Origin of the sequence: Evansella vedderi (assembly GCF_030813435.1) — a bacterium.
Classification (GTDB): Bacteria; Bacillota; Bacilli; order Bacillales; family Salisediminibacteriaceae; genus Evansella; species Evansella vedderi.
Genome location: NZ_JAUSUG010000027.1, coordinates 1 through 24,641, shown reverse-complemented (window position 1 = coordinate 24,641; position 24,641 = coordinate 1). Strand labels below are relative to the sequence as shown.

Annotated in this window: 18 protein-coding genes; 14 read left to right on the top strand and 4 right to left on the bottom strand. The window is 42.3% G+C overall.

Going from position 1 to position 24,641, the window contains the following annotated elements:
* Positions 1–23 precede the first annotated feature (23 nt).
* Positions 24–194: a hypothetical protein gene (locus J2S74_RS23655; RefSeq protein ID WP_307331027.1), complete on the bottom strand. Its 171-nt coding sequence runs from the start codon at positions 192–194 to the stop codon at positions 24–26.
* Between the two features lie 84 nt (positions 195–278).
* Here J2S74_RS23655 and J2S74_RS23650 point away from each other — a divergent pair, with 84 nt between their 5' ends.
* A complete protein-coding gene (locus tag J2S74_RS23650; RefSeq protein WP_307331130.1) occupies positions 279–1,244 on the top strand; it encodes a nuclease-related domain-containing protein in 966 nt (321 codons plus the stop codon).
* 79 nt (positions 1,245–1,323) lie between these two features.
* The gene (locus tag J2S74_RS23645) at positions 1,324–2,118 is read left to right on the top strand and encodes an alpha/beta fold hydrolase (protein ID WP_307331026.1); all 795 of its coding nucleotides are present in this window, start codon (positions 1,324–1,326) and stop codon (positions 2,116–2,118) included.
* 258 nt (positions 2,119–2,376) lie between these two features.
* Here J2S74_RS23645 and J2S74_RS23640 read toward each other — a convergent pair whose 3' ends face one another.
* Positions 2,377–4,329 (bottom strand): heavy metal translocating P-type ATPase, encoded by a 1,953-nt coding sequence (locus J2S74_RS23640; RefSeq protein ID WP_307331025.1) that lies wholly within the window; start codon positions 4,327–4,329, stop codon positions 2,377–2,379.
* A gap of 442 nt (positions 4,330–4,771) precedes the next feature.
* Complete coding sequence (cls, locus tag J2S74_RS23635) at positions 4,772–5,968, bottom strand: cardiolipin synthase (RefSeq protein WP_307331024.1); 1,197 nt, start codon at positions 5,966–5,968, stop codon at positions 4,772–4,774.
* 497 nt (positions 5,969–6,465) lie between these two features.
* Between cls and J2S74_RS23630 the strand changes: the two genes are divergently transcribed.
* From J2S74_RS23630 to pyrG, 10 genes are all read left to right on the top strand, one after another.
* Positions 6,466–8,544: a (Fe-S)-binding protein gene (locus tag J2S74_RS23630; RefSeq protein WP_307331127.1), complete on the top strand. Its 2,079-nt coding sequence runs from the start codon at positions 6,466–6,468 to the stop codon at positions 8,542–8,544.
* A gap of 218 nt (positions 8,545–8,762) precedes the next feature.
* Entirely contained in the window at positions 8,763–9,941 is a 1,179-nt protein-coding gene (locus J2S74_RS23625; RefSeq protein ID WP_307331022.1) for an acetyl-CoA C-acetyltransferase, read from the top strand.
* A 426-nt stretch (positions 9,942–10,367) separates the two neighbouring features.
* Positions 10,368–11,219, top strand: a complete 852-nt coding sequence (locus J2S74_RS23620; RefSeq protein WP_307331020.1) for a 3-hydroxybutyryl-CoA dehydrogenase — start codon at positions 10,368–10,370, stop codon at positions 11,217–11,219.
* 213 nt (positions 11,220–11,432) lie between these two features.
* The gene (locus J2S74_RS23615; protein ID WP_307331126.1) at positions 11,433–12,575 is read left to right on the top strand and encodes an acyl-CoA dehydrogenase; all 1,143 of its coding nucleotides are present in this window, start codon (positions 11,433–11,435) and stop codon (positions 12,573–12,575) included.
* Positions 12,576–12,869: 294 nt separating this feature from the next.
* The gene (locus J2S74_RS23610; protein ID WP_307331018.1) at positions 12,870–14,012 is read left to right on the top strand and encodes an acyl-CoA dehydrogenase; all 1,143 of its coding nucleotides are present in this window, start codon (positions 12,870–12,872) and stop codon (positions 14,010–14,012) included.
* Between the two features lie 87 nt (positions 14,013–14,099).
* Positions 14,100–15,071 carry a methylmalonyl Co-A mutase-associated GTPase MeaB gene (gene meaB, locus J2S74_RS23605; protein WP_307331016.1) on the top strand — a complete coding sequence of 324 codons (972 nt, stop codon included), beginning with the start codon at positions 14,100–14,102 and terminating at the stop codon, positions 15,069–15,071.
* Between the two features lie 2 nt (positions 15,072–15,073).
* Positions 15,074–15,778 (top strand): TetR/AcrR family transcriptional regulator, encoded by a 705-nt coding sequence (locus tag J2S74_RS23600; RefSeq protein ID WP_307331014.1) that lies wholly within the window; start codon positions 15,074–15,076, stop codon positions 15,776–15,778.
* Entirely contained in the window at positions 15,778–19,032 is a 3,255-nt protein-coding gene (icmF, locus tag J2S74_RS23595; protein WP_307331012.1) for a fused isobutyryl-CoA mutase/GTPase IcmF, read from the top strand. Before J2S74_RS23600 ends, icmF begins: the two co-directional genes overlap by 1 nt.
* A 463-nt stretch (positions 19,033–19,495) precedes the next feature.
* Entirely contained in the window at positions 19,496–20,002 is a 507-nt protein-coding gene (gene rpoE / locus J2S74_RS23590) for a DNA-directed RNA polymerase subunit delta (protein WP_307331010.1), read from the top strand.
* A gap of 396 nt (positions 20,003–20,398) precedes the next feature.
* A complete protein-coding gene (gene pyrG, locus J2S74_RS23585) occupies positions 20,399–22,012 on the top strand; it encodes a CTP synthase (protein WP_307331008.1) in 1,614 nt (537 codons plus the stop codon).
* 253 nt (positions 22,013–22,265) lie between these two features.
* On the opposite strand, the gene J2S74_RS23580 is transcribed toward pyrG, so the two are convergent.
* Entirely contained in the window at positions 22,266–22,781 is a 516-nt protein-coding gene (locus J2S74_RS23580; protein ID WP_307331005.1) for a DUF2529 family protein, read from the bottom strand.
* A 322-nt stretch (positions 22,782–23,103) separates the two neighbouring features.
* On the opposite strand from J2S74_RS23580, the gene J2S74_RS23575 reads away from it, so the two are divergent.
* Both J2S74_RS23575 and J2S74_RS23570 read left to right on the top strand, forming a co-directional pair.
* Positions 23,104–23,616, top strand: coding sequence for an RNA polymerase sigma factor (locus J2S74_RS23575; protein WP_307331003.1), 513 nt, complete (start codon positions 23,104–23,106; stop codon positions 23,614–23,616).
* Positions 23,600–24,583, top strand: coding sequence for a hypothetical protein (locus J2S74_RS23570; RefSeq protein WP_307331000.1), 984 nt, complete (start codon positions 23,600–23,602; stop codon positions 24,581–24,583). Before J2S74_RS23575 ends, J2S74_RS23570 begins: the two co-directional genes overlap by 17 nt.
* Positions 24,584–24,641 lie beyond the last annotated feature (58 nt).

Here is a 24,641-nt window from a genome sequence, read left to right as displayed (position 1 = left end):
GGAGGGGCGAGGAGGTTGAGTTTTTACAGTAAAAGGGTTTTGTGGGGATGAAAGTAAATGTAACCCCATACTAAACCGATAATCCCCCAAACTATAGCTGTTAAACCCCAATCCCCTCTCTTTAAACCCCAACCTACTTCAATAATCCCCCCATCCTCTTCAATCCCCCTCCAACAAGTTCCAAATTCCTTCACAATTACCTCCAAAAATTAGAAGGTAACCCATAAATTATGTCGAATTATATAGAAAACAGGATAGGAAGTGAGATTTTGATTAAGATGCCTCTTAAAGTCCCTTTAATTATTAAACAGTTAGAAGCACTGAAACAACGTTTATATCAAAATCACCCCAAATTGCCACAAATTGAATATGATTTAGCCAAAAGATGGAGAGGTTATCGTGGGGAAAAAGCAATTCAGTATTATTTAAAGCTCATTGACGACTCAGACCTCTACATTTTTAATAATCTTAGACTAAAAATAAAGGATACTTTCTTTGAAATTGACACCCTGATTCTCACCTCCTATTATTTTTTAATTTTCCAAGTGAAAAATTATAGAGGAGAGGAGATTTCTTTCGAAAATTACTTTAATCAGTGCACCCGAACAATAAATGGTCAAAGAGAAACAATAGATGACCCGCTATTACAGGCAAAGCGGCATAAAATCCTACTAATAAATTGGTTAAACAAAAATAAGATTACCATGTTTATCCCAATGGAGGAATTTGTAGTCATCTCAAATTCAAAATGCCTTATTACGACCTCACCCAATCATCCCACAGCAAGACAAAAAGTAATTCGTCCTACTGGAATCCTATCAAAGGTAGAATGGTGTAATTCTAAACACATGGAGACCAAATTTTCCAATAAAGAGCTTCGTAAATTAGCTAATTCCCTTTTGAAAAATCATGTTACAGAGTTACCCAATGTCTTGGAATATTATCAAATCCCTGATGAAGATATTATTAAAGGTATTTCTTGTCCCAAGTGTTCCTTCAAACCAATGGTAAAAATAAAAGGTTACTGGAAGTGTACCAACTGTTCGACTTTATCTAAAAATGCGTATTTAAAAGGTATAAAAGATTATGTTTATTTATATGGCCAAGAAATAACTAATAAACAATTAAGAGATTTCTTTCAAATTTCCTCAAGGTACGTAGCAAAAGACATTCTCCAGGAAAACTGCGTAAACTCTTCAGGTAAAAACAGTCAAACTATTTACATCCTCCCTTTGCTTGAGTAAAAAATTATAGCATGATTCACAAGGCATAAGTACAAACTATTTGTAGTATAAAAACAGTCAGATTGTAGGTGAAGATGAGATGCCGTGGACGAACGACGAAAATAAGGCGGATATTTATTATGAGGTGGAGGGGAGCGGTCCTCCAATCGTGTTTATCCATCCACCGGGTATGGGACATGTTACCTTTAGGGGGCAAAAGGATGGATTGAAATCCCTTTTTACAGTTATCACCCCTGACCTTCGTGGAAACGGTAAAAGCGGGACAGATGACCGGGAACTGACCATGCACGTGGTGGCAGAGGATGTTGTGCGAGTGCTGGATGATTGCGGAATTGATAAAGCGTACGTATGTGGTTATTCTAACGGCGGTTCCGTTGTCCTAGAAATGGCTATCAATTTCCCGGACCGAGTAAGGGGAATGATTATCATTGGGGGATTCCCTGAAGTAAACAGCTTCATCTTGAGAAATGAGTTCAAGCTAGGGATTTGGGCAACTAGTCAAAAATTAATGGGGCTCGTTTCCAACGTCCTTGCCTTTGCTCACGAAAAGAGGCAAGAAAATCGCAAAGAGCTGCAGGAATATATAAAGTATGTCTCTCCAGAGTTCCTAGAAGAGTATTACAGGTTGGGCTTAGCCTATAACGTCACCGACCGTCTAAAGGAAATTACTTGCCCGGTGCTGCTCATATACGGACAGAGGGATGACTATGTTCATCATTATAAAGATCTATTCGACAAATATATTACAGGAGACGTCTCCATGATACTCGTCGGCAATGTGGCACATCAAATACCAACGAAAAAGGTAAATGCCTTAAACCAGATCCTTAAACAATTTGTGGCAAAAACAGAACAACTCCCGAGCTTCAGCTAAATCACTTGAAGAAGTGAAAGGCGGCGACTCCAGCGACGAGCCTTGCATCTTGAAACAGCTACGAGTTGTCTTCTACAGAGCAAGACTGGTAGAGGAAGAGACAGGAACCCGATGAGATTGTCTCTTCCACTTTGGATAGTTTGCGTCGAGTAATTGCAGAGGTAAGATGTGGGCTGTTTAGGCATAATTGATCCGCCTGTAACGGATTCGAGTAATACCTTTTTACCTAAAAAAGTGGAACCAATTCAATAGTCTCTACTACGCTTTCAACAGCCGTAATCCGTTTAGGATAACGAGGATGGTACTTCCTTCATGGCCGATTACTCCTAATGGTAGTGTTAAGCTTTGGGCAAAGTTTGCTGCAATTAAAAACACAATGACGGAAATGGAGAATACTAAATTTTGCTTTATGATCCGATTCAAACGCCTTGACAACCTCAACGACAATCGAATTTTATCTAGTTCGCTTCGCATTAATACGAGGTCTGCTGTATCGATGGCTACATCTGTGCCGGATCCCATGGCAATACCGATGTCTGCTTTAGCAAGAGCAGGGGCATCATTGACGCCGTCCCCAACCATAATGACGGAACGATATTTTTCCTTCAGCCGTTCCACTTCCCGAACTTTTTGTTCAGGGAGGCTTTCGGAAATCCAAGTGTCCACGCCAGCTTCTTTTGCAATGGAGGCGGCGGTTGCTTCATGGTCACCGGTAATCATGATGGTTTTAATACCAAGCTTATGGAGTTCTGCCAATGTTTCCTTTGCTGATGATCGGATTTTATCTTTGATTGCAAATGCCCCAACCACTTGGCTATCCTTTGTTACGTAAACAACCGTTTTCCCTTCGGCTTGCCATGCTTTTTGCAGATCCAGCCATGTTTCATCTAGAGGGTTTACATGATCCCGGTCCATAAAACTAACACTGCCTATAGTCCAATATGATTCAAACTGTCCAATATAACCATGTACCCCATAGCCGGTAATGTCTTGAATCGATTGAACAGATGGAAGAGGTCCCACTAATTTTTTTTCACAAAAGTAAACAAGGGCCTTTGCTAGTGGGTGATTGGATTGTCTTTCAATGGCTGTTACGGCTCCGAATATTTCTTCAGTAGGGATGTTTGCTCCTACATAATAGTCTGTCACTTCTGGGTTGCCGGTGGTGATGGTTCCTGTTTTATCAAAGGCGATGGCATCGGCTTTCGAGAGCTGCTCAAGGAATACGCCGCCCTTCATGAGAATGCCGTTACGGGCTCCGGTGGAAATGGCTGACAGCAGGGCTGGCATAACGGATGCAACGACGGCGCATGGGGATGCAACTACTAGGAGCACCATGGCGCGATAGAATGTTTCTTCAAAGCTCCATCCCAGAAAGGTGTAGGGAATGATAATCATGAGGGTGACGAAGGTCAACACGATAATGACATAGGGACCTTCCACCTTTTCGATCCACTGCTGGGTAGGGGGGCGCTCTGACTTTGCTTGCTGGACTAATTGGATCATTTTCTGGAAAAGGGAGTCGGCGTTTCTTTTCGTTACTTTTACTGTCATGGAGCCTTTTCCATTCATTGTGCCGTTGAAAACCTTGCTGCCCTGTTCCTTAGAAACGGGAATTGCCTCACCGGTTATGGTAGATTCATCCACTGTCGTTTCCCCAGATAAAACTAATCCATCTACTGGGACCCTTTCTCCAGGTCGGATAAGGACGTGGTCACCGATTTGAACTTCATCAACGGGAATGGTATGGATATCTCCTTGATCATTAAGAATGGTGGCTTCATTTGGGGCAAGTTCCACTAATCGAGAAAGGTCCTTCTCGCTTTTTTGCCAGGTGTAGGTCTCTAAAGCACCGCTCATGGAGAATATAAATATAAGTATGGCTCCTTCGCTCCAGTAACCGATTGATGCAGCCCCAATGGCGGCTAGTATCATAAGTATTTCTACATTTAGGGATCTGTCTTGGATAAGGTCCATAAGGCCTTCCTTTGTTTTGTAATACCCTCCAATGATATACGACATGGCGTACAGAAAGATAACCGCCGAGGGGGAGGCAAGCTCCCAGCGTTCCGTTAAGTATGCAAATAAAAGAAAGAGACCTCCTGTTATGGAAAAAATAAGTTCCCGATGTTTCGATATACTGGAAGTGGCTTGATGACAGCATTTAACGAAAAATGATGGTGAATGAATGGAATCCCTCTGAACCTGCATCTCAATCAGCTCCTTATTAAAATTCATTTTTTCATTCTGAAATTTGTAACGAAAAATCTCAATTAAGGTTTCTAATTGAGAAAAATAATCATCATCACTCCCCTTATAAACTAGAAATTGCTGACACCATTGAAGGGCGTCAGCAATACTACATAATAAAGAAGGGACATCTTTATGTTTAATATATTTAATTATATGAATTAATAATGGGATTGTTACTTAAAATCATTCTAATCTTGAAATTTATTGGATTTATAATTTATTTCCCAAAATATATGAAATGGAAACATAAAGGCTCTTTTCTAAAAAAGTAACAAAGTTTACGAATATAGCCAATATAAATAGGTGATAGTTAGGGGAACACAAGTGGAATAGGAAATAGGGTTTCGTGCCTCATCAATTAATGTGTATATGAAGCACGAAAACATAGGAGAGGGTAAAACTACATAAACGGTGAAACTAATTTTGCAAAGGATTCCTTTATCCGTTCGAAAAAGCTGCGGCTATTCGCTTCCTTTAGTGTAATTCGTTCGCTGCTTTCGTAGAAATCTTTTAATATTTCTTCCTTAACAGGACGGATCCACTCATCATTGTGAATAATACAATTTATCTCATGGTTTAAGTGGAAACTACGCTTGTCAAAATTGGCGGTGCCAATATCAATAATTTCATCATCTATTATCACAACTTTTGAATGGTAGAAGCCTTCATAAAACTGTCGTACTTGCACACCTGCTTTAATTAACGACCGAACATATGGGAATGCTGCATCCTTTACTAAGGGATGATCAGGATACTTAGGGATCAGTACGTGGACATTGATCCCTTTCCGAGCAGTGTCTATTAATAGATTCTGCAATTCATGGCCAGGTATAAAGTAAGGAGTGCCGATGAAGACGGAATCATTGGCGTCCTTAATCAAATTAATCATTTTTTCTTTAACGTAAGCGCCATCTGTAGGTACGATCTTTATGTCCAAATTACCTTGTTTCAGCTTCGGATATAAAGCGGGACTTTCCTTCACTTTCACTCCAGATGCCCCTTGCCAGTCCTTAAGGAATTGCTTTTGCAGCTCTCCTACAGCTTCACCTGTTATAAATAAGTGATAGTCTCGCCAACGACCCATTTTTGGGTCCCTTCCTAAGTATTCGTCACCTACGTTATATCCTCCAATATAGGCCATCCTTCCATCAATGATGGTTATTTTCCGGTGGTTACGTTCGTTTAAGGAAAAAAATAGGTAAGGAAACTTTGGAGGATGGGAATATGCAAGAATCACACCGGCAGCCTTCAATGCTTTCCTTTCTTTATGAGAAATTTTGGCCCCAACCCAATCCACCATGAGACGTACAGTGACACCTTCACGGGATTTTACCTTCAATTTATGGAGCATTTTTGAACCGATACTGTCATCCCTGAATATATAGAAATTCATATGAATATGGTCTCGTGCTTTGTCAATATGCTGAAACATATGATCAAATAATTTATCTCCATGGGAAAAAAAATGTGCCTCGCTTTTTCGTACTGGGGATTCCTTATGTGGTGGTAAAGTGGCAAGATGAGCCTTTTTCCCAAAGTAAAGGTCCAAAGTCATCCAGACTGCCACAATGGCAATGATAATTAATATGGTCAGCAATGGAATCCCTCCAAATAGATTGTTACATGCTTATTTATCTTTGCCAAAAATCACGTTTTTAACCAAAAACTAGTCTACTCATATAAAGTATTCCCGTAATTTAAAAGGCGTGAAAACACTCTATATTAAGGCATGACATAAGCAACAAAAATGCAAATATATTATGGATAGGAGCGTATTCGAAACTTTTAAAAAGGCTGTTCTTAAAGATTGTTGTTTTGAGGAGAATATAAAGTGGCATGGATACGCTACAGGTTGACGCTTTCCGCTTCTCCAAGCTTTTCAAATAATAGCAAAAAAGATTACGAAAATATCCTTTTAAAAAAATTATCATGACTGAATGCTCATTCATTTAAATGTGTGCTATAATAAAAAAACGAAAATCTTAATATATTCTGAATAGGCTTAATTATTTGTGCTGTTTGTTAGAAGTGGAGGTAATGGAAGGTAGTTTAAGAGACTAATAAAAAATGAACCAAGAGAAAGGAGCGCATTACATGGAACCTATTATCATCAATTGGATTTTGTTTTTACTTGTAACAGGGTACGCATTATATTTATTTGCTTCCCTTGTGAAAACAAGGATAGAGTACATCAAGCTTGGTAAGAAAGCTGACTTCATTCTAACTGCAAAGGAAAGATGGGAAGCCTTTTGGGTTATGGTCTTTGGGCAAAAAAAGCTATTGAAGGATAAAAAAAGTGGTATCATTCATGTCATGCTGTTTTATGGTTTTATCCTTGTACAGTTCAGTGCCATTGATGTCATTTGGAAAGGTCTTTCACCAGGTGGGCATTTACCACTAGGACCTATTTATCCGTTCTTTACGTTTTTCCAAGAAATTGTTGTTGTCATGATCTTAGTCGCTGTCCTTTGGGCTTTCCACCGACGTTATGTGGAGAAACTAGTTCGATTAAAGCGCAACTTTAAAGCAGGTCTTGTCCTTATTTTTATTGGCGGTTTAATGATTTCCAAGCTGTTTGCGAAGGGTATGGAAATGATTTGGCTAGGGAAATCAACGACAGCTGCGGAGCCAATTGCATCCACTATTGCAACCGCTTTCAACTTTGCCGGTGAGACGGTAGCAGGTGCTGCTTTCTTCGCATTTTGGTGGATACATTTATTATTCCTATTGGTTTTCTTAGTGTATATTCCACAATCGAAGCACGCTCACTTAATTGCCGGACCGGCCAATGTATGGCTTGGACCAACACATAAGCGGGGACAACTCCAGTCCATCAACTTCGAGGATGAAGAGGCTGAGAAATTTGGAAAAAATCTTATTGAAGATTTCGATCAAAAGCAATTAATAGATCTATATGCTTGTGTGGAGTGCGGTCGCTGTACGAATATGTGTCCTGCTTCTGGTACAGGAAAAATGCTCTCCCCAATGGACATTATCGTTAAAATGCGAGATCACCTGACGGAAAAGGGAGCTGCCGTTACCTCCCGCAGACCGTGGATGCCAGCTTTTGCCTTTAACAACACAAAGGGGAACCAGCTGGCAACGGCAGGAGCGGAAGGGTACGATGTGAGTTTAATAGGGGAGGTCATCACGGAAGAGGAGCTTTGGGCATGTACTACATGCCGGAACTGTGAGGACCAATGCCCGGTAATGAACGAGCATGTAGACAAAATTATTGACATGCGCCGCTACCTTGTTTTAACAGAAGGAAAAATGGATCCGGAAGCACAGCGCACCATGAAAAACATAGAGAAGCAGGGGAACCCTTGGGGAATTAACCGTAAAGAGCGAGAAAACTGGCGTGATGGTCGAGACGATATTGACGTCCCTACTGTAAAGGAAATGAAAAAGCGTGGGGAAGAGTTTGAATACTTATTCTTTGTCGGGTCCATGAGCTCTTATGATAACCGTAGTCAAAAAATTGCCCAGTCCTTTGCAAAAATTATGAATGAAGCTGGTATCAAGTTTGCCATTCTAGGAAACAAGGAAAAGAACTCTGGAGATACGCCTCGTCGTATCGGTAATGAATTCCTCTTCCAAGAGCTGGCAACGGCCAATATACAAGAGTTTGAGAAAAATGGAGTGAAGAAAATCGTTACAACAGACCCTCATACGTATAATACATTCAAAAATGAATATCCGGAATTCGGTTTAGAAGCGGAAGTATACCACCACACAGAGCTGATTTTTAAATGGCTCCAGGAAGGACGTATCAAACCGGAGAAGGAAGTGAATGAAACGATTGTTTACCACGACTCCTGTTATCTCGGCCGTTATAACGATGTATATGATGCACCGAGAGAAATTTTGAAGGCCATCCCTGGAGTGAATTTAGTAGAGATGGAACGAAACCGGGAGAATGGTATGTGCTGTGGAGCAGGGGGAGGAATGATGTGGATGGAAGAGGACACAGGAACCCGCGTTAACGAAGCTCGAACAGAGCAAGCCTTGTCCGTTTCACCATCTGTTATCGGAAGCGCCTGTCCATATTGCTTAACCATGTTAAGTGACGGAACAAAGGCGAAAGAAGTAGAAGACGACGTAAAGACACTAGATATCGCAGAAATTCTTGAAAAATCTTTGGAAGTAAAAAAGGAATTAGAAACTGTTTGACGAAATGGAGTAGTATGAAAATTTTAATATTCGGGTGTCTGGTATGTCAGAACAGACACCCGAATAGGTATGTAAATAGAGAGGACTAATTTTTTTTAGGAATAATTGAAAGCGTTTTAATATTGTGGTCGTTTTGATCTGAGCGAGCGTTCAATCGCTTTTTATAGAATGTACAACAAAGTGCCAAAGTGCACTATAAATATAAGGGGGATGTAGATATGGGGAAAACAGTTATTGTTAGTGGGGCAAGGACGCCAATTGGCAGATTAGGAGGAGCACTTTCTGGTTTTACTGCCTCTCAATTAGGAGGGAAGGCCATTAAGGAAGCACTTAGCAGGGCAAACCTCCAACCTAAGGATGTTGATCATGTCATAATGGGCACTGTTCTCCAAGGGGGGCAAGGTCAGTTGCCGTCTCGCCAAGCCATGCATGAAGCGGGAATCCCTTGGGATACAGAAACGGAGACGATCAACAAAGTATGTGCTTCTGGAATGCGGAGCGTCACATTAGGAGATATACTAATCCGTTCAGGGGAGCAAGGAACGGTTGTAGCAGGTGGGATGGAATCCATGAGTCAGGCACCTTATTTTGTGAAAGGAGCTCGCTTTGGCTTCAAAATGGGTGAGCAGAAATTCCATGACATGATGATCCACGATGGCCTGACTTGTACCTTTACAGGTGTACATATGGGCACATATGGAAATAACGTTGCCAAGAATCATGAGCTTACCCGTGAAACCCAAGACAATTGGGCCTATAGAAGCCACCAAAAAGCAACGGAAGCAATGACTCAAGGAAAATTTGCGGAAGAGATTGTTCCTGTGGAAGTTCCACAACGTAAAGGAGATGCATTAATCATAAAAGACGACGAGTCCCCACGTGCAGACACATCGGTCGAAAAGCTGGCAAAGCTGAAGCCCGTATTTGGTAAGGGTGGTACGATCACTGCTGGAAATGCCCCTGGGGTAAACGACGGTGCTGCAGCCCTAGTCTTAATGAGTGAAGAGGACGCAAAGGAAAAGGGTCTCGAACCATTGGCAACCATTATCGGACATACACAATTAGCGGTAGAGCCGGAGAACTTCCCGAAGACGCCGGGATTAGTAATTAATAAGCTCCTTGAAAAAACAGGTAAAACTGTGGAGGATATTGACCTTTTTGAGGTAAATGAAGCCTTTGCTGCGGTGGCCCTTGCAAGCGGGCAAATTGCAAACTTAAATCCTGAGAAGCTAAATGTAAACGGTGGAGCCGTGGCATTAGGCCACCCGATTGGAGCCAGCGGAACTAGGATCATCCTCACCCTAGCCTATGAATTAAAGCGCCGAGGCGGTGGAATTGGTGTAGCTTCCATTTGTAGCGGCGGAGGCCAAGGGGACGCCATCATGATTCAAGTGTAAAAAAATAAATGGAACGAGGCTGGGACAAAAGTATTTTTACTAATAAGAAATCCGAACAAGCTAGATGTAGGTGCAATCTACCCGCTTCGAAAATATACTTCCCTAAGGTAGTGTATTGTTCGTATTTCCGATTAAACACTTTAGTTATGTCCCAGCCTCCCTCAACTTTTTATATTCATCAAATTTATTTTTCAAAAGGCTGTTATCGCAAACTCTGTTGTTTTTGGAGAAGCTTGGAGAAGCGGAAGATGGCGACTCCAGCGGGAAAAGCAACTGCTGAAGACACCAGAGGGCGGTTTTCCCGAGGGGGCTAAAGCGTTGCCCACGGAAAGCGTCCGCCTGTAGTGTATCCAAGCTATATTATATTCACCTGAAAGGACAATTTTTAGAAAAAGGCTTTCCAAAAAGAGGAGGTTAAAAAGGAAGATGATTATAAAAAAGGTAATGGTGATTGGGGCAGGTCAGATGGGATCAGGGATTGCACAAGTTTGTGCCATGAACGGCTACGACGTGACCCTTCATGATTTAAAAGCAGAGTTCGTGGAAAGGGGTATAACTGGAATTCGCAAGCAGCTTAAGCGACAAGTAGATAAGGGGCGTATCACTAATGACGAAATGGAAACCTTCCTAAGTCGTATTAGTACTTCTGTTGAGTTGAAAAATGCAGAAAATGTAGATATTGTAATCGAAGCTGCTGTTGAAAACATGGAAGTAAAGAAGAACCTATTTGCACAGTTGGACGAGTTTGCCCCAGAGCATGCTATTCTTGCCACAAATACGTCGTCCCTCCCAATAACGGAGATTGCTGCAGTAACGAAACGTCCAGAAAAGGTTATTGGAATGCATTTCATGAACCCAGTACCAGTCATGAAGCTAGTGGAGATTATCCGAGGGCTCGCAACGTCAGAGGATGTTTTTATCTCTGTAAAAAATATGGCAGAGTCGTTGAAAAAAATAGCGGTGGAAGTGAATGATTTTCCTGGTTTCGTGTCGAACCGTATCCTCATGCCTATGATTAATGAAGCCATTTATACGGTTTATGAAGGGGTTGCTTCTCCAAAGGATGTAGACGAAGTGATGAGACTCGGTATGAATCATCCCATGGGCCCCCTTACATTAGCGGATTTTATTGGACTAGATACTTGTTTATATATTATGGAAACACTTCATGAAGGCTTCGGAGACGACAAATACCGCCCATGCCCTCTCCTGCGAAAATATGTAAAAGCAGGTTGGCTCGGTAAAAAATCAGGCCGAGGATTTTACACATACGAATAGTTTAATAACTCCCAATAACATATGAGCGAGCAGTCAGTCACTTTTTATAAGGCTATTTTCTCAAACTTTGAAAGCTTGGAGAAGCGGAAGGCAGCGACTCCAGCGTTGCCCGCGGAAAGCGTCCGCATGAAGCGTATCCAAGTCATACTATATTTTCCTAAAAACAACAATTTAAAAACAGCCTTTCATAAATACAAAGCTGAGGTGGCATCGATGAATTTAACCTTCACGGAAGAGCAAGAAATGATGCGGAAAATGGTCCGGCAGTTTGCTGAGGAAAAGGTGGCAAAAACAGTGAACTACATGGAAGAGACAAATGAGTTTCCCTTCGAACTGATGAAACAGATGGGGGAGCTAGGTTTGATGGGGATCCCTATTCCTGAAAAGTACGGTGGTGCAGGAATGGATTTCCGGTCTTATATATTAGCGATTCATGAGATATCAAAGGTCAGTGCTACAGTAGGGGTTATTCTTTCTGTCCATACCTCCGTTGGTTCGAATCCGATTCTATATTTTGGTAATGAAGAACAAAAGGAGCGTTTCCTTCCGAAACTTGCAACTGGAGAGTATTTAGGAGCCTTTGCCATTACAGAGCCTGGTTCAGGTAGCGATGCCGCTGCTATGAAAACGACGGCTGTTAGGCAAGGTGATCATTATGTTTTCAACGGGGAAAAGTTATTTATTACCAATGCTGGAGCAGCTGATACGTACATTGTTTTTGCGAAAACGGACTCTTCGAAAGGAAGTAAAGGGGTAACGGCCTTTGTGGTGGAGAAGAATACCCCTGGCATCGAGATAGGACCGAAGGAGAAAAAAATGGGACTTCATGGCTCCTATACACGGGGTATCTCTTTCCATGATGCAAAAGTTCCTGTGGAAAACCGCCTTGGAGAAGAGGGAGAAGGGTTTAAAATTGCCCTATCCATATTGGACGTAGGAAGAATTGGAATTGCGGCACAGTCGTTAGGGATTGCAGAAGCGGCCCTCGATGCTTCCATTGCCTATGCGAAGGAGCGAAAGCAGTTTGGAAAAGCCATAGGGGCACATCAAGGGATTGCCTTCAAGATAGCAGACATGGCTACAAAGGTGGAAGCGGCAAAGCTCCTAACCTACCGTGTGGCAGACATGCGTGAGCGTGGACTTTCCTGTGGGAAAGAGGCTTCCATGGCGAAAATGTTTGCCTCTAATACAGCGATGGTGGTAACAACGGAAGCTATTCAAGTGTTCGGTGGCTATGGCTATACGGAGGAATATCCTGTGGAGCGTTTCTTCCGTGATGCAAAGGTGACGCAAATTTACGAGGGAACCAATGAAATTCAAAAGATCGTGATAGGAAAGCATTTATTAGCAGATTAATAGCTTCCAATCTTTTGTTGAAGCTATGTCAGGATCCAATTGGAGACGCGGAAGTCTGGAGTAGAAACTGTACCGCAAAAAGGTTAGAGAAACAAAATGTAGTTCAATAAAATTTAGTATTGAATTAAATGTTATTTTTCCATAACTCGAAGGAGTGAAAGGTGGCGACTCCAGCGTTGCCCGCGGAAAGCGTCCACCTGTAACGGATTCGAGAGTTAATCTTATTTAATACAAAAATCTTTTTAGAAAGCAGCCTTTCCAAAAGAGAGAGATTACTTAAAGGAGGAGACTAGGGTGAATTTTTTATTGACGGATGAGCAAGAGATGATTCGGAAGATGGTGCGGGATTTTGCGGAGAATGAGGTTGGACCTTCGGCGGCTGAGCGGGATGAGGAGCAGCGGTTTGATCGGGCTATCTTTGACCAGATGGGGGAGCTTGGGTTGACGGGGATTCCGTGGTCGGAGGAGTATGGTGGAATTGGTGCGGATTATTTGAGCTATGTAATTGCGGTGGAAGAGCTGTCGCGGGTGGATGCTTCGACTGGAGTGACGTTGTCGGCCCATATTTCATTGGCTGGCTGGCCGATTTATAAGTTTGGTTCAGAGGAGCAGAAGCAGAAGTTCCTTCGTCCGATGGCTGAGGGGAAAAAGTTGGGTGCTTATGGTTTGACGGAGTCCGGGTCTGGAAGTGATGCGGCGAATATGAAGACGATGGCGAAGCGGGATGGGGACGACTATATTTTAAATGGGTCGAAGATTTTCATAACGAATGCTGGGGAAGCGGAGATTTATGTGGTTTTTGCATTGACGGATCCGGAGAAAAAACATAAAGGATGTTCGGCCTTTATTGTGGAAAAGGATACTCCAGGGTTTACAATGGGGAAGAAGGAAAGTAAGTTAGGGATCCGTTCATCACCTACGTTGGAAATTATTTTTGATAATTGCCGTGTTCCTGCGGTTAATCGCCTTGGGGAAGAGGGAGATGGCTTTAAAATTGCCATGATGACCCTGGACGGTGGGCGTAATGGGATTGCTGCCCAGGCTGTTGGTATTGCCCAAGGGGCGTTGGACGCTGCTGTTGGGTATGCGAAGGAGCGCAAGCAATTTGGTAAGCCGATTGGGGCTAATCAAGGAATTGGCTTTAAGATTGCTGATATGGCTACTAAGGTGGAGGCTTCAAGGTTGTTGACGTATCAAGCAGCTTGGCGGGAAAGTGAGGGCTTGAGCTACGGTAAGGAGTCGGCCATGTCGAAGCTATTTGCTGGAGATACGGCAATGGAAGTGACGGTGGAGGCTGTCCAAGTCTTTGGTGGATATGGCTATACGAAGGAATACCCGGTTGAACGATATATGCGAGATGCGAAGATTACGCAAATCTATGAAGGTACAAATGAGATTCAAAGGTTGGTAATTTCGAAGATGTTACTGAAGGATTAATTATCATTACTATGGCCCGTTCATTCTATTGAACACTTAGAGCGTACAAATGATTAAATTTAAAAAATTGTTCGGAGGTGGGACAGTATGGTGGAGGAGATGGCCAGTCGAATTTTAAATGGGGAGCAGCGTGCTATAGGGAAGGCTATTTCACTCATCGAGGATCGGAAGCCGGAGCACCGAGACTTAATGTCCCGCCTTTATCCTCATGCTGGAAAGGGGCAAATCGTTGGAATTACCGGGTCACCTGGAGCGGGAAAGAGCTCATTGGTGAATGGTCTCGTCAAAGAATGGCGTAATCAGGGGAGATCGGTGGCAATTATTGCGGTGGATCCAACCAGTCCCTTTTCTGGAGGGGCTCTCTTAGGGGACCGGATTCGTATGCGGGATTTGGAAGAGGATGATCATATTTTTATCAGGAGTATGGGTACGAGGGGCAGCTTAGGAGGCTTGTCGGAAGCGTGTCAAGATGTTGTTCGCTTAATGGACGCAGCGGGCTTTGATCTCGTAGTAGTAGAAACGGTTGGTGTAGGGCAGTCAGAGTTGGATATTATGAAGACGGCAGATACGGTGGCCCTCGTCCTTTATCCGTCTGGTGGTGACCTCATACAAGCCTTTAAGGCGGGGATTATGGAAATTGCCGATCTGTTTGTGATAAATAAGGCAGATCTCCCCGGAGTGGAGCAGCTGAAGGGGGAGCTTCAAGATTTACTCCATATTACTAGTGAAGGGCGAAAATGGGAGCCGCCCATTTTACAGACCATATCTACGGAAAAAAAGGGGATGGCAGCTGTTGTTACTGGGATTCGCGATCATTATGATTACCTAGTATCCACGGGGAAAAGGCTGGAACGAAGGCTCAGTCAAAAAGAGCTGGAAGTGATGCGTCGATTACACGAACGTTTTACAGAAGAAGTGCGACCAATAGTTGAAAAAGCATTGGAGATGAATGCTAGTGACCCGTACGAAAGACTTCTAGAAATAGACCCTTATGGGCTTGCGGAGGTTATTTTTTGTCAGTGGAGGAAGGGAAACACGGAGGAGAGAGGAGAGGGCTGATTGTGAAAAAGAAACAGGTTCCGTCTATGGTGAAGGACCAGCAGCTTGTGAGAAAGCGCCGGGAACAAATTGTGAGTGCTGCCGTTAAGCTTTTTAATAAAAAGGGCTATCACGGTACGACCACTAGGGAAGTGGCACAAGCTTCAGGTTTTAGTATCGGAACGTTATATGAATACATTGGATCAAAGGAAGATATATTGTATCTTGTTTGCGATGCCGTCTATGACGAAGTCGTGGAGAAATGGGAGCGGCTCATGGATACCAATCTACAAGGTTTAGATCGGCTTCATCAAGTAATAGATTCCTATATTCGCGTAGTGGATGATATGCAAAATGAGGTGCTTGTTATGTATCAGGAAACGAAATCACTCCCTGATGATGCCCTAAATTATGTGTTAGGTAAAGAATTGAAGATGAAGTCCATGTTTGAAAAAGAATTAAGGGTGTGCATGGAAGAAGGTTTACTGCAGCTGACAGAGGAAGGGCTAGCCTTAGCATGCCATAACATATTAGTTGCCGGTCATATGTGGACGTTCCGCCGTTGGATCGTCCAAAAGGAATACGACATTGATACTTATTGTAAAATGCAAATTTCCCAGCTTTTTCACGGCTTTCGTGTTCGAGGAACGGAGGGTGTTGAAGGGAAATGGGAAATTAAGCAAGGGGCTGGCTTACAGACGTCAGTGAATACGGAGGGAAGAGCCTAATGAGTAAATATAAACCAAGAAACCCAGTCCGTTTTGTAACGGCTTCAAGTCTTTTTGATGGGCATGATGCCTCCATCAATATTATGCGGCGAATGCTGCAGGCGTCCGGTGCAGAGGTGATTCACCTAGGACATAATCGTTCTGTGGATGAGGTAGTACAGGCTGTCATTCAAGAGGATGTGCAAGGGGTAGCCATCTCCTCTTATCAAGGTGGCCATGTGGAGTACTTTAAATATCTTTATGATTTACTTCAGGAGCGAGGGGCGTCTCACGTTAAAATTTTTGGCGGTGGGGGCGGGGTTATTATCCCTCCAGAAATAAAAGAACTGCAAGAATATGGGATTTGCAGAATCTATTCTCCTGAGGATGGCCGTCAGCAAGGCCTTCAAGGGATGATCGATGAAATGATTCAGCTTTGTGATTTTCCTTTAGACGATGTAAAGGGTGTGACAACGGAGGCTGTGGCCGAAAAAGAAATGGGAGCGGTGGCACGCCTCATTAGTATTGCGGAAAAAAGAGCCTTTGCGGAGGAAGTTTCAGAGGAAGCATCTGCATTATTTGAAAGGGAGGTGGCAGGCCCAAGTTTACCAGACGTTCCTGTATTAGGGATTACAGGAACTGGTGGTGCAGGGAAGAGTTCGTTGACTGACGAATTAGTTCGCCGTTATTTGCGGGCGTTTGAGGATAAGACATTAGCTATTTTGTCTGTCGATCCTACGAAGAAAAAAACAGGTGGTGCCCTGTTAGGAGATAGAATTAGAATGAACGCTATCCATTCTCCTCGGGTGTATATGCGTTCTTTAGCCACACGGGACAGCCGCCAGGAGCTTTCCAAGGCTGTTGAGGAAGCGATCAGGGTGGTGAAGCGTTCGGGATATGACTTGATCATTGTGGAAACAAGCGGAATAGGTCAGGGGGATGCTGCCATCACCGATGTGGCTGACGTGTCCATGTATGTGATGACGAGCGAATTCGGGGCTCCGTCACAGCTGGAAAAAATCGATATGATAGATTTTGCAGATTTGATTGCTATTAATAAATTTGAGCGTAAAGGCTCAGAGGATGCTTTACGTGAAGTTCGTAAAGCCTATCAACGGAGCCATACGTTGTTTGAGAAGCAACCGGAGGAAATGCCTGTGTATGGCACCATTGCCAGTCAGTTTAATGACCCTGGAACGAATCGTCTTTTCTATGAGTTGATGCAGATAATGAATGGGCGTTATCCAGATAAAGGCTGGGAAACGGACTTAGGTAAAGGAGAAGAAATCACCTTGAAGAAGGTCATAATTCCTCCAGAGCAGATACAATATTTACGGGAAATTTCTCAAACGATCCGAAACTACCATAAGGAAACCTTGGAAGAAGTACAGAGGGCCCGCCGAGTTTTTCAAATTGAAGGGACTCTGGAGGCTTTAGAAGAGCAGGGGATTAACGGTGATAGAAGCAGTTTACTAGAGTTGAAGGAGCATTACACAGGGTCCTTGCAGGAGGAAACGAAGCGCACTCTCGACAACTGGGAGAAAAAGAAGGGTGCTTATGCTCAAGACCAATTTGTGATGAAAATTCGTGATAAGGAAATCGTGACCGAATTGAAGACTCGCAGTCTATCGGGGTTAGACATTCCTAAGGTATCGTTACCGAAATTCGCTGACTATGGGGAGATTGTTCGCTGGATTCGCAAAGAGAACGTTCCAGGCGAATTTCCATACACAGCGGGAGTTTTTCCATTCAAGCGTAAGGGGGAAGGTCCGAAACGTCAATTTGCGGGAGAAGGTGGTCCGAAGAGGACAAATCGCCGTTTCCACTATTTATCCAAGGATGATGAAGCAAAACGTTTAAGTACTGCCTTTGACTCCGTTACTTTGTACGGGGAAGATCCTGGATACCGCCCGGACATATACGGTAAAGTAGGGGAAAGTGGCGTAAGTATTTGTACATTGGATGACATGAAGCTTTTGTATGACGGCTTTGATTTATGTGCCCCATCCACATCCGTTTCCATGACCATCAACGGACCGGCACCGATCATCTTGGCCATGTTTATGAACACAGCCATCGATCAGCAATTGGACGCCTTTGTTCTGCAGAATGGACGGGAACCAAATGAAGAGGAGCGGGCGGCCATTCGAGCCCGGACTTTGTCCACTGTACGGGGAACGGTTCAAGCGGATATCTTGAAGGAGGATCAAGGGCAAAATACGTGTATCTTTTCTACAGAATTTGCCTTGAGGATGATGGGGGATATTCAGCAGTATTTCATTGATAACAAAGTTCGTAACTATTATTCCGTATCCATTAGCGGCTATCATATTGCCGAAGCGGGTGCCAATCCCATTAGTCAGCTTGCCTTCACCTTGGCCAACGGCTTTACTTACGTAGAGTACTATTTAAGTCGTGGTATGAATGTGGATGACTTTGCACCAAATCTTTCCTTCTTCTTCAGTAACGGTCTGGATCCGGAATACACAGTAATTGGACGTGTAGCTAGGAGAATTTGGGCTGTGGCCATGCGGGAAAAATACGGTGCAAATGAGAGAAGTCAGAAGCTGAAGTATCACATACAAACGTCAGGGCGCTCGTTACACGCCCAAGAGGTGGACTTCAATGACATTCGTACAACGCTGCAGGCGTTATTAGCCATTTACGATAACTGTAACTCTCTTCATACGAATGCTTATGATGAGGCTGTTACAACACCAACGGAGGAAAGCGTTCGCCGTGCTATGGCTATTCAAATGATCATTACGAAGGAGTTAGGTTTAGCGAAGAACGAGAATCCACAGCAAGGTTCCTTTATAGTGGAAGAACTGACAGACCTTGTGGAAGAGGCTGTTTTGTTGGAGCTTGAGCGGATGAATGATCGTGGAGGTGTTCTTGGAGCAATGGAAACCCAATACCAGCGCGGCAAAATTCAAGAGGAGTCTCTCTTATATGAAACGAAAAAACATAGTGGAGAGCTACCTATAATCGGGGTAAATACTTACTTGAACCCGAATCCTCCATCTGATGAGGAGTTCGAAATGGAACTTGCCCGAGCCACAAAAGAAGAAAAGGAAGAACAAATTCATTCTTTACGCCAGTTCCAAGAAAAGCACGCTCTGGAGGCTCCTGCAGCATTGGAACGTTTGCGCGAGGTAGCGTTGTCTGGAGGCAACCTCTTCGAAGAGCTAATGGAAACCGTTCGGGTAGCAAGCCTCGGCCAAATTACGGATACCCTCTATAAAGTAGGGGGACAATACCGACGTAATCTGTAAAGGTTTGTATGGATTAGATTGTTAGTGCATATTTATTAGTCCAGTCTATGGAAAGGCTTAAACCCGCCTTTCCTTTAATTATCGTTTTTTTGTTGGAAAAGTCGTTTTAATGTGGGTTCCGCAATGGTTAAGGGAACAAGTCTTTAGGTCGCAATTCCTTGGTAAGTTGTTCAAAATAATACTAAAATAGACTGGATGAGGAAAAACTTACAGGATTTTTTGGAATCTACTGGCATAATTATAGTAGATGTGTTTATAATGAAAGGTATGAATTCAATGGTACATAATAGGTTTGCTAACTGAGGAACGGTAACGGAATACGAGGTTAAACAATGTTCATTTTGTACAACCTGTTATCAATTGACTTAATGAACTGTTCCTAAAGGAGGCCAATCGTTTTTTCTATAAAAACGTTTTAACCTCCTATTAAATAGAAACTTTTCACTGAAAGGAAGTGCCAGTTGTGAGCATCAAACAATACAGTGAGTCGCAACTTCAGGAAATGGCAATGTTAGAAATTGCCTATGAAATTTTAGCAGAATCCAATAAAACACCTGCTGACTATCATTCCCTTCTTAAGGAAGTCGCTGCAGCAAAAGGTATGTCAGAGGAAGCAGTAAAGGAACGAATTGCACACCTTTACACGGAAATGTCCATGGATGGGCGCTTCGTAAATATTGGTGACAACCGTTGGGGGCTCCGCTCTTGGTATCCGTTTGATAAGACGGAGGAAGAACTTTCTCAAGCAAACAAAACTCGTAAGAAAAAACGCAGCGAAGATGATGATGACGATGATTTCTTTGATGATGAAGAGGAAGACTTCGATGAGTTTGAAGATCTTGAGGATGAATTAGACGAGATCGCAAACGAAGAGGATGAAGATTTTGAAACTGATGATGACGAAGATCTAGATGAGGAAGAATTCGATGATGATATAGAAGAAGAACCGGAAGAAGAGGATATCCTATAATTCGGATCTTGACTTTTTAACTAGTTCTCGTTAAAATCATTTTTGGGCTTCACAATTAATAAATAATAGTATGGATATATAAACAACAGTGCCCCTCAATTTTTGGGGAGCCCTGTTGTTTTTTTATTTTGGCTGTATTCGTAAAATTTAATGCTCTTTTAAAAAGGTTGGAGAAGTGGAAGGCAACGACTCCAATGGGAAAAGTGCATCCAATTTTTTGTCATAATAATTTTTCCATTTATACGCCCCTTTTAAGCAAAAAATAAGAATGAACCGGTTTTAAATGTATGAAAAGGGAAAATTAATTTCAGCATAGAAAATAGGAACTTTCTCAACTAATTTTTCCATAATCCATTCATTACCTAAATTAAAATCCAATAAAGTGAGGTACCAAACATGGCAACAAAGTATATTTTCGTCACAGGAGGGGTTGTGTCCTCTTTAGGAAAAGGGATTACAGCTGCCTCTTTAGGTCGTTTATTAAAAAATCGTGGACTGAAGGTGACGATTCAAAAGTTCGATCCATACATTAATGTGGATCCAGGGACAATGAGTCCTTATCAGCACGGTGAAGTTTTCGTAACAGATGACGGGGCGGAGACAGATTTAGATTTAGGTCACTACGAGCGCTTCATTGATATCAATCTTGGAAAATTCAGTAATATAACGACAGGGAAGGTTTATTCTTCTGTTCTTAAAAAAGAGCGCCGCGGTGATTATCTCGGCGGAACGGTTCAAGTTATCCCTCACATCACGAATGAAATTAAAGATCGTGTTTTCCGCGCTGGAAAAGAAGGACACCCAGATGTGGTTATTACGGAAATCGGAGGAACGGTAGGGGACATCGAGAGCTTACCTTTCTTAGAGGCCATTCGCCAAATTAAGAGCGATGTTGGTGCTGAAAATGTTATGTACATTCACTGTACTTTAATTCCTTACTTAGGTGCTGCAGGAGAAATGAAGTCAAAGCCAACGCAACACAGCGTGAAAGAGTTACGTAGCCTTGGTATTCAACCGAATGTCATCGTTGTCCGTACGGAGCGCCCAGTTCCTGAAGATATGAAGGATAAAATCGCCCTTTTCTGTGACATCGAGAAGGAAGCGGTAATCGAAGCACGTGACGCAGAGACTTTGTATGAAGTACCATTAGCCCTGCAAGATCAAGATTTAGATGATTACGTATGTAACCACCTTGGCCTTGAGTGTAAAGATGCGGACATGACAGAGTGGATTTCCTTAGTGAATAAGGTGAAAAACCTTTCTAAAGTAACGAAAATTGCCCTTGTAGGTAAATACGTTGCCCTACAGGATGCCTATTTATCTGTTGCGGAAGCAATGAGACATGCAGGCTATCATTTCGACTCTGATATTGAAATCGACTGGATTCATGCGGAAGATGTCACTCGTGAGAATGCTGCAGAATTACTTAGTGAGGCAGATGGAATTTTAATACCGGGAGGCTTCGGTGACCGTGGTATTGAAGGAAAAATTGCTGCCATTGAATATGCCCGTGTAAACAAAGTGCCAATGCTCGGTATCTGTTTAGGAATGCAGCTTGCATCCATTGAGTACGCTCGTAACGTACTTGGATTAGAAGGTGCCAACTCTTCTGAGTTAAACCCTGATACGAAGTACCCAATTATTGACTTACTGCCAGAACAAAAGGATGTAGAAGATTTCGGTGGTACCCTCCGTTTAGGTTTATACCCATGTAAGCTGAAGGAGGAATCCCTTGCTGCTAGAGCATATGGAGATACGCTAGTTTATGAACGTCACCGCCACCGTTATGAATTTAACAATGAATACCGCGAGCAAATGGAAAACGCAGGCTTCATATTCTCTGGGACAAGCCCAGATGGCCGCCTAGTGGAAATTGTGGAAGTAGAAGACCACCCATTCTTCGTGGCCTCTCAATTCCATCCAGAATTTGTGTCACGACCAACACGTCCACAGCCGTTGTTCCGCGAATTTATTCGTGCAAGCTTACACAGACGTAGTGAAGAAAGCTAATTGAATAATTATTCAGCTCCCTTTATTTATGGAAAGGGAGCTTTATTTTAGTTTAAAATAGATAAAATGGGCTTTTATTGAATTTTAGACGCAACCAAGGACTGTTTTGGCGCAATAACCCCCTCTAAAGGTGCAATCAAACCCAATAATCGCGCAATCCTCCCTAAAAATAGCGCAACACCCTATTAGGAAGAATATGTGTACTACAACTTTCACAGAAATTTTGCCAAAGCAAAAAAACTTGGTATCCCGTTCAGATACCAAGTTCATATTCCTCTAAAATTTCTTTTACCGTAAAAAACAACGAGTAATAAATATGCAGGGCCATCAATAGATGTGGTTCTCCCATACGACCGCCGTCATCCGTTGGTACCAATCCCCTTTTAATACCGGTTGGGATATGAAAACTGCACATTACCACCCCATCGTCATCACCAGTACTTGAAACCCCAATTACTTGAACACCATTATCCTGTGCACGCTTTATCAATTCAGAAACTACTGTGCTTCCCAGATCTGAAGAGAAGACCAACAAACAATCCATTGGTGAAAAGGAGCTTTCTTTCGTAGCAGCCTCTACAGAAGGCAAGCTATCAGCCCCCTCAGTTGCTTGATACAAGACCCCTCTCATATCCTTTTCTGCAAAAATCCACAGATGTCCGTCACTGATAATGCTTTGGGCCATCACCCGTGCTGCATCCTCCATAACATCTTCATGATCTCCCAACTTATTAATCAACCCTTGCAACTGCGTTTGAAATATTTTCATATGTATTTCGACCTTTCCCATTGAGTAATTTCCTTCCTATAGTTTTACACAAAAAGAAAAACAACAGCAAATCACCACCATTATAAGTTACTATGAAAGTATTAAGATAAATGCCAGTGCTATTTTTCAAAGGTTGTTTTCGCAAGCTTAGTTACTTTTTTTAATGTTTGGAGAAGTGGAAAGCGTCCGCCTGTGACGTATCCAAGCCACATTATATTCTTCTAAAAACAACATTTTTTTAAAAACAGCCTTTTCCTAAAAAAACGTTACCTTTTTGGCTTGCACTCGTCTTATTGGTTAAGAAAGGAGGGAGACGAAATCGATGGAAAAATTTGATGAGCTTTATTTTGAATACAGTGACCGCATTTATTCCTATATCTTTCTTATGGTCGGAGAAAAGGAAACGGCAGAGGATTTAACGCAAGAAACGTTCGTGAAAATGTATAGAAATTTAGATCAATTCGAGGGGGATTCTAAATTTTCCACCTGGTTGATCAGCATAGCTCGGAACTGTACGATTGACTATTTGCGGAAACAACGGCCTGTATTCCTATGGCCCTTTGAAAAATTCTCTCAGGTGACTTCAACGGAAACTATTGAGCTGCAAGTAACAACGGACGAAACAATCAAAGAATTATATAAACAGATTTCAACTCTCAAGCGTTCACATAAAGAAGTGATTATTCTACGGAAAATTCAAGAACTCTCAGTAAAGGAGACGGCAGAAATCCTTGGATGGTCAGAAGGGAAAGTGAAAATGATGACACATCGAGCAATGGAAAAGCTTCGTCTTCAAATGAAAGGGGAGGTGGAAGCAAATGGGCCACTTAGATGAGCAGCTAAAACAATTGCGTCACGTCCAGCGAGACGATGAGGCAAAAATGAAGACGTACCATCAAGCAAAGGCACAGTTATATAGCAGAAGTAAGGAGAAAAGTTCCAGAAAGCTATTGGGCGTTCCAATGGCATTAATGGCAGCCCTGTTTATTGGCTTCCTCTTAACGTATCAGTGGTTTGGTAATCATTTTTTAGGTCCAGCAGTTGATGAGGGGGATGAATTGATTACAGACGACATTGAGGTTGTTTATGTTATGGAAGGGACAGAAATAGACTGGAATCTAGAAGGATCTAATTCAGAGGCAATTGTTCTTAATCAACCACAATTCTTAAGTGAGTTAAAGGATATATTAAATGCTCCGGAAAAAACGTTAAAAGACAACACCATACCAGGATATCCTGGAATCGAACTTCGAGTAGAACAAGTAGACGGAGTAATATCACTTTTCCGACTAGGGTATGAAGGTGGATTTTCATATGTTTGGCCAGCCGATTCTGAAGTGATTTATCAATATAATGAAGCATTATGGAATAGTTTTGTACCACTATTTGAAGCTGATCGTGATGAGACAGAGGAGGAAGTATTATCCTTTGATACTATCGGTGAAGCCTTGTCGTTCTTTGGACATGAAAATGTGGAAGTACCGGTTAACTATATAGACTCTATTTCTAACATAGAAATAATGACCTACAATAGTAAACCGATAGAAATGCTAATTCACAATATTGATGATAATGACGTCCACACCTTTACTTTTAGAATACAAGTTAATGAGCATATGGATGTAGTTCAAGCTGTAGATCCTGGGGAATGGGTAATAGAAGAGCATTTTGGAATGGAATTCCTTTATTCTGACGCATTTAGTGCTGCCAACCTCTTTAAATGGGAAGAAGAGTATTTAACTTATATTATTGAAATGTATGAAATCACTAGCATTGCATTAATTAAATCAGATGATTCATAATACTTAAAATCTTCGATTTTTTAATGGTTATACAACAAAAAAATCCTTTACAATGGAT

Bases quoted from the DNA above. Each gene is read 5' to 3' on its own strand.
- J2S74_RS23645 (WP_307331026.1), top strand. From the start codon at position 1,324: ATGCCGTGGACGAACGACGAAAATAAGGCGGATATTTATTATGAGGTG.
- icmF (WP_307331012.1), top strand. From the start codon at position 15,778: ATGAGTAAATATAAACCAAGAAACCCAGTCCGTTTTGTAACGGCTTCA.
- J2S74_RS23580 (WP_307331005.1), bottom strand. From the start codon at position 22,781: ATGAAAATATTTCAAACGCAGTTGCAAGGGTTGATTAATAAGTTGGGA.
- J2S74_RS23630 (WP_307331127.1), top strand. From the start codon at position 6,466: ATGGAACCTATTATCATCAATTGGATTTTGTTTTTACTTGTAACAGGG.
- J2S74_RS23570 (WP_307331000.1), top strand. From the start codon at position 23,600: ATGGGCCACTTAGATGAGCAGCTAAAACAATTGCGTCACGTCCAGCGA.
- J2S74_RS23625 (WP_307331022.1), top strand. From the start codon at position 8,763: ATGGGGAAAACAGTTATTGTTAGTGGGGCAAGGACGCCAATTGGCAGA.
- J2S74_RS23575 (WP_307331003.1), top strand. From the start codon at position 23,104: ATGGAAAAATTTGATGAGCTTTATTTTGAATACAGTGACCGCATTTAT.
- pyrG (WP_307331008.1), top strand. From the start codon at position 20,399: ATGGCAACAAAGTATATTTTCGTCACAGGAGGGGTTGTGTCCTCTTTA.
- meaB (WP_307331016.1), top strand. From the start codon at position 14,100: ATGGTGGAGGAGATGGCCAGTCGAATTTTAAATGGGGAGCAGCGTGCT.
- J2S74_RS23615 (WP_307331126.1), top strand. From the start codon at position 11,433: ATGAATTTAACCTTCACGGAAGAGCAAGAAATGATGCGGAAAATGGTC.
- J2S74_RS23640 (WP_307331025.1), bottom strand. From the start codon at position 4,329: ATGCAGGTTCAGAGGGATTCCATTCATTCACCATCATTTTTCGTTAAA.
- J2S74_RS23620 (WP_307331020.1), top strand. From the start codon at position 10,368: ATGATTATAAAAAAGGTAATGGTGATTGGGGCAGGTCAGATGGGATCA.
- J2S74_RS23650 (WP_307331130.1), top strand. From the start codon at position 279: ATGCCTCTTAAAGTCCCTTTAATTATTAAACAGTTAGAAGCACTGAAA.